Source organism: Trichlorobacter sp. (genome assembly GCF_030247655.1).
Lineage (GTDB): Bacteria > Desulfobacterota > Desulfuromonadia > Geobacterales > Pseudopelobacteraceae > Trichlorobacter.
In genome coordinates this window covers 1-5686 of sequence record NZ_JAOTRZ010000196.1, presented here as the reverse complement: position 1 = coordinate 5686, position 5686 = coordinate 1, and the positions used below count along the sequence as shown (strand labels likewise).

The following is a 5686-nucleotide window of genomic DNA, read 5'->3' as shown; positions in this document are numbered from 1 at the left end:
AGATCATAGGTAGCATCGGTACTCTTGCCGTGTTTTCTTCCTTCATCGTTTCAGTTATGACCTTCATCAAGCTGATTGGACTTCCGTCGGCAGAACGGTCTGTGAACATCAAGATCTTCACTTGGATGACTGCAGGTACCTTTAACGCTGACATCGCCTTCCTGATCGATCCGCTTTCCTGCTTGATGCTGCTGGTGGTTACTGGTATCGGTACTCTGATACATATCTACTCCATTGGCTATATGCATGGGGAAGAAGGTTTCTACCGTTTCTTTGCCTATCTGAACCTGTTCGTGTTCTCAATGCTGCTATTGGTAACCGGTAATAACCTGTTGCTGATGTTTGTTGGCTGGGAAGGTGTTGGTCTCTGTTCATATCTGTTGATCGGCTACTACTTTCACAAGAAGTCTGCTGGTGATGCCGGTAAGAAGGCATTTGTTATGAACCGGGTTGGTGACTTCGGTTTCCTGCTGGGTACCTTTACCCTGTTCTGGTGGCTTGGTCAAAACCATGGTATCTGGACCATTCAGTTTACCGAACTGGCAAATCACGCTAATCTGTTTCCCACAGGTGGAGTTGTAACTGTCATTACTCTCTGCTTCTTCTTGGGAGCTACTGGTAAATCTGCACAGATTCCACTCTACACCTGGTTGCCAGATGCGATGGAAGGCCCAACACCGGTTTCCGCTCTGATCCATGCTGCTACCATGGTTACTGCTGGTGTGTACATGATCGCACGGATGAGCTATCTGTTTATTCGCTCCCCTGAAACCATGATGACGGTAGCGGTGATAGGTGCCTGTACTGCCTTTTTTGCAGCCACGATCGGTACTGCCCAGAACGACATCAAGCGGGTTCTGGCTTACTCAACGGTTTCCCAGCTTGGCTACATGTTCCTGGCAATGGGAGTAGGTGCCTTTACTGCAGGTGTGTTCCACCTGATGACCCACGCTTTTTTCAAGGCTTGCTTGTTCCTTGGTTCCGGCGCAGTTATCCACTCTATGCATGGAGCACTGCACCATGTCCATTCGCATGACGATGCACAGGACATGCGCAACATGGGTGGTCTCAGCAAGTATATGCCTATGACGTACGGTACATTTCTGGTTGCTACCATCGCCATTGCTGGTATCCCTGGTTTCTCGGGCTTCTTCTCAAAGGACGAGATTCTGTGGCAGGCGTTTGCCAACCCACTGCATGGTAGCCTTAATATGCTGCTCTGGGGGCTAGGAGCCTGTGCTGCACTGATGACCGCTTTCTATATGTTCCGCCTAGTATTCATGACCTTCCACGGTACCTGCCGGATCAAGGCTGGTGCAGAGAAGCATCTGCATGAATCTCCTATGGTCATTGTATTCCCTTTGATTGTTCTGGCGCTGTTGTCAATCGTGGGTGGTTATATTGGTCTGCCAAAACTGATTGGTGATCTGGTTGGTGGTATTCCAAACTACCTTGAACATTATCTTGAGCCTGTTTTTGCTAATGCTAATGCGTATATGCAGGCCCATACCCATCATGGTCATCACAGCCATGCGTTGGAGTGGGGCTTGATGGGAACCTCTGTTGTTATTGCAGTGGTTGGTATCTGCACCGCCTATGTGCTGTACATCGCAAGTCCTGAGATTCCAAAGAAGTTTACTGCGGCTTTCCCGGCTCTGCATCGTGCTGTCTATAACAAGTGGTATATCGATGAGCTGTATGATTTCATGATTGTTAACCCTTGTAAGTCTCTTAGTCGTTTCCTCTGGAAAGGGTTTGATGTTCTGGTTGTTGACGGTATCGTTAACGGTGTTGCCCATGTGGTTATGGCGTTTGGTGGTGTTATCCGCTACATGCAAACCGGTCAGATCTACAATTATGCCTGGTCAATGACCTTCGGTGTGGTTGTAATCATCGGCTACTACCTGTTCAAGTAATTAACCTTCTGTAATTTGTACTAAAGGAGCAGATTCGATGAGTAACATTCTGAGCGTGATGACCTTCCTGCCCATCGTGGGGGTACTTCTGCTGCTCTTCATCCCCAAGGGGAGCAATGGAGCGCTGCGCAGTGTCGCCTTAGTGACAACCGTGGTTACTTTTATAGCCAGTTTGCCAATTTTAACCGGCTATCAAACCAACGCAGAGTATCAGTTTGTAGAGAATGTACCCTGGATTGCTGCTGGTCCCTTTGCCATGCGTTACAACATCGGCATTGATGGCATCAGTCTCTGGCTGGTCATTCTGACAACTTTTATTATGCCGATTGCAGTACTCTCAACCTGGACTGCTGTTGAAGATAAGGTTAAAGAGTACATGATCTGTCTGCTGATTCTTGAGACAGCAATGCTTGGTGCCTTTATTTCACTTGACCTGTTTCTGTTCTACATCTTCTGGGAGTTGATGCTGATTCCGATGTACTTCATGATCGGTATCTGGGGTGGAAAGAACCGTCTGTATGCAACGGTAAAGTTCTTCATTTATACCCTTGTAGGTTCTCTGCTGATGCTGGTAGCTCTGATTTACCTCTACTTCTTGGGGACAAAGACCGGTATTACTGATTTCAGTTTAGTTCACTTCTTTGATCTCAAGATTGATCCTGCAACACAAACCTGGCTCTTTGCTGCCTTTGCACTGGCATTTGCTGTCAAGGTTCCCATGTTCCCGCTCCATACATGGTTGCCAGATGCTCATACCGAAGCTCCGACTGCAGGTTCGGTCATCCTTGCTGCTATCATGCTGAAGATGGGTACCTACGGTTTTATCCGCTTTGCCATGCCGCTCTTCCCTGAAGCAACTCATCAGTTTACACCGCTGATTGCAACACTTGCTGTTATAGGCATTATCTACGCTGCACTTGTGGCAATGGTCCAGGAGGATGTTAAAAAACTGGTTGCCTATTCTTCAGTTGCACACCTTGGATTTGTTATGCTTGGTCTGTTTGCGCTGAACGAGCAGGGTGTTACTGGCGCGTTGCTACAGAACTTGAACCACGGTATCTCGACCGGTGCACTGTTCCTTATCGTTGGCTTTATCTATGAGCGTCGTCATACACGTCTGATCACGGACTTTGGTGGCCTCTCCAAGCAGATGCCGATCTTTGCCGTCATCTTTATGATTGTTACCCTGTCATCAGTTGCGCTCCCGGGTACGAACGGATTCGTAGGTGAGTTTCTGATCCTGGTTGGTGGTTTTGAAAGCAGCCTGCGTTGGTGGACAATCATAGCTTCCAGTGGTGTTATCTTTGCTGCTGTCTATATGCTCTGGATGTTCCAGCGGGTCATGTTTGGCGAACTGGATAATCCTAAAAATCAAGCGTTGCTTGATCTGAATGCCCGTGAAATTGCAATCATGGTTCCCCTGCTGGTTATGATCTTTGTACTGGGTGTTTATCCCAACCCCTTCATTGAAAAGATGACCCCTTCAATTAAGAAGGTGATTGCCCATACCCGTATTGAGCCAGTAACTACCGCGAAGGTAGCAGTGCCTGCGGTTGCCCCGGCTGCTGAAGTTGCACCAGCTGATCATGCTGCTCCGGTGCATCCTGTGACTGAACCCGCCGCTGAAAAGCCGGCTGCCCACTAGTTGAACGAGTTAATGCCCTGGAGGATTGTTAAATGGATATCAATGTAGCTCAACTCTTTCAGACGATTAACCTGAATGTCATCATGCCTGAGGTGATTCTCTCAGTGCTTGGTATGGCTCTTCTGCTGGTTAACGTCTTCGTTCCCTCCAAGTCTAAAGGCTACCTCGCCTGGCTGAGCTTGATCGGTATTATCGGTGCTGGCTTTGTTGCGGTAACTGGCTGGGGTACCACTGTTTCTGGCTTCAATGATTCAGTTGTGCAGGATAGTTTCTCAATTTTCTTCAAGATCATTTTCTTGTTAGCTGCAGGGCTTGCCGTCCTGATCAGTGAACAATATATGTCACGTGAAGATTGTAATCATGGTGAACTGTATCCGATCATTCTGTTTACCACCGTTGGTATGATGCTGATGGCCGCCGCAACAGACTTAATGACTATTTTCCTTGGTCTTGAGTTGATGTCAATCTCACTGTATGTGCTGGCAGGCTTCAATCGTGACAGTATTAAATCAAATGAAGCAGGCCTGAAGTACTTCCTGCTGGGTGCCTTCTCAACCGGCTTCCTGCTCTATGGTATGGCGCTTATTTACGGTGTAACCGGTACCACTCGTATCGCTAAAATTGCAAGTCTTGTTACTCAGGTTGGCGGAGCTAGCAACACCATGCTGCTGATCGGTATGTTTTTAATGCTTACCGGCTTCTTGTTCAAGATTGCAGCTGTACCGTTCCATATGTGGACACCTGATGTGTACGAAGGTGCTCCAACACCAATGACAGCCTTTATGTCTGCCGGTCCTAAGGCAGCAGGTTTTGCAGCCATGTTGCGCCTCTTGCTGGTAGCCTTCCCGGTTATGAAAGCAGAGTGGTCTGACCTGCTTTGGATTCTTGCTGTTCTGACCATGACTGTTGGTAACTTTACCGCACTTCGTCAGGATAACATCAAGCGTATGCTGGCGTATTCGTCAATCGCACACGCCGGTTACTGTCTTGTTGGTTTTGCCTCTGGAACTGAAACTGGTATGTCTGGTATCTTGTTTTACATGCTCTCCTACACCTTTATGAATATCGGCGCCTTTGCCGTTATCGTGCTGATTGGCAAAAAGGGTGAACCTAACGGCACGGTTATGGATTATGCCGGTCTTGGGCATAAGCGCCCGTTGCTTGCGCTTGCAATGACTGTGTTCATGTTTTCCTTGGCAGGTATGCCACCTACTGCCGGTTTCATCGGTAAATTCTACCTGTTCTCAGGCGCTGTAGAGGCTGGTTACATCTGGTTGGCAATCATCGGTGTCCTGAATAGTGCTGCCTCCGTATACTATTACCTGCGCGTGATTGTGTTCATGTACTTCAAGCCAGGCGAAGAGGAGTTTGACTGGTTCAGTATTTCGGCCCCTGTAGGCCTTGCTTTGGTTGTTTCTGCGGCTGGTTCCTTAATCCCTGGTGTAATCCCTTCATTGCTCCTTCAGTTTGCTCAACAGGCAGTTAAACTGATTTAGTGGAGAGATCACTATAGATCGTAACAGAAAAGGCGCCACCGGTAACGGTAGCGCCTTTTCTGTTAGAATGGCGGAAGCACACAGGAATCGAACCTGCCAAAGGAGTTTCTCACCCCTCTCAACGGTTTTGAAGACCGCGCGAGCCACCAGCGCCCGATGTGCTTCCAAAAAATTCTAGGTTAATACAACAAAGGGCTAGATGAGTATCTAGCCCTTTGATTATTTGGCGCGCTTGGAGAGATTCGAACTCCCGACACCCAGATTCGTAGTCTGGTACTCTATCCAGCTGAGCTACAAGCGCATATTAACAGTGTAAGTGGCGGAGAGAGAGGGATTCGAACCCTCGATACCGGTTTCCCAGTATACTCGCTTAGCAGGCGAGCGCCTTCGACCTACTCGGCCATCTCTCCCTGTGTAAAAGGACTTACAGATATACTTTATTGCGATGGTAAATGCAATGTTTTTGTGGTGTGGGCACGATGTTAAATTAACTATTACCGTCCTTTTTTTAGGTCGACGAGAATCAACTTGGCCACAGCCTTTAAAGTCTCAAATACACCTTCTCCGGTTGAGGCACATGCCTCAAAATCCGGTACATTGGTTGGGTTAAGCTCTTTACGGAGCTCTTT

Annotated in this window: 3 protein-coding genes, 3 tRNA genes and 1 pseudogene; 3 read left to right on the top strand and 4 right to left on the bottom strand. The window is 48.0% G+C overall.

The features are described 5' to 3' along the window. The 3 genes from nuoL to OEL57_RS13540 form a co-directional block, all read left to right on the top strand. On the top strand, positions 1–1916 hold a 1916-nt coding region (gene nuoL / locus OEL57_RS13550; protein WP_300741132.1), incomplete at its 5' end, for an NADH-quinone oxidoreductase subunit L. A 37-nt stretch (positions 1917–1953) separates the two neighbouring features. Further along, positions 1954–3561, top strand: a complete 1608-nt coding sequence (locus tag OEL57_RS13545) for an NADH-quinone oxidoreductase subunit M (RefSeq protein WP_300741130.1) — start codon at positions 1954–1956, stop codon at positions 3559–3561. Between the two features lie 32 nt (positions 3562–3593). Next, positions 3594–5057, top strand: a complete 1464-nt coding sequence (locus OEL57_RS13540; RefSeq protein ID WP_300741128.1) for an NADH-quinone oxidoreductase subunit N — start codon at positions 3594–3596, stop codon at positions 5055–5057. A gap of 68 nt (positions 5058–5125) precedes the next feature. Here the strand turns inward: OEL57_RS13540 and OEL57_RS13535 are convergent. From OEL57_RS13535 to OEL57_RS13520, 4 genes and pseudogenes are all read right to left on the bottom strand, one after another. Continuing rightward, positions 5126–5223: transfer RNA gene (locus OEL57_RS13535), tRNA-Sec, on the bottom strand. Positions 5224–5281: 58 nt separating this feature from the next. After that, positions 5282–5358 (bottom strand) — tRNA-Arg (locus OEL57_RS13530). 16 nt (positions 5359–5374) lie between these two features. Beyond that, positions 5375–5467, bottom strand: a tRNA-Ser gene (locus OEL57_RS13525). Positions 5468–5551: 84 nt separating this feature from the next. After that, positions 5552–5686 (bottom strand): annotated as a pseudogene (locus OEL57_RS13520) (gliding-motility protein MglA); the annotation flags it as partial.

Coding starts and splice junctions, on each gene's coding strand:
- OEL57_RS13545 (WP_300741130.1), top strand. CDS start 1,954: ATGAGTAACATTCTGAGCGTGATGACCTTCCTGCCCATCGTGGGGGTA.
- OEL57_RS13540 (WP_300741128.1), top strand. CDS start 3,594: ATGGATATCAATGTAGCTCAACTCTTTCAGACGATTAACCTGAATGTC.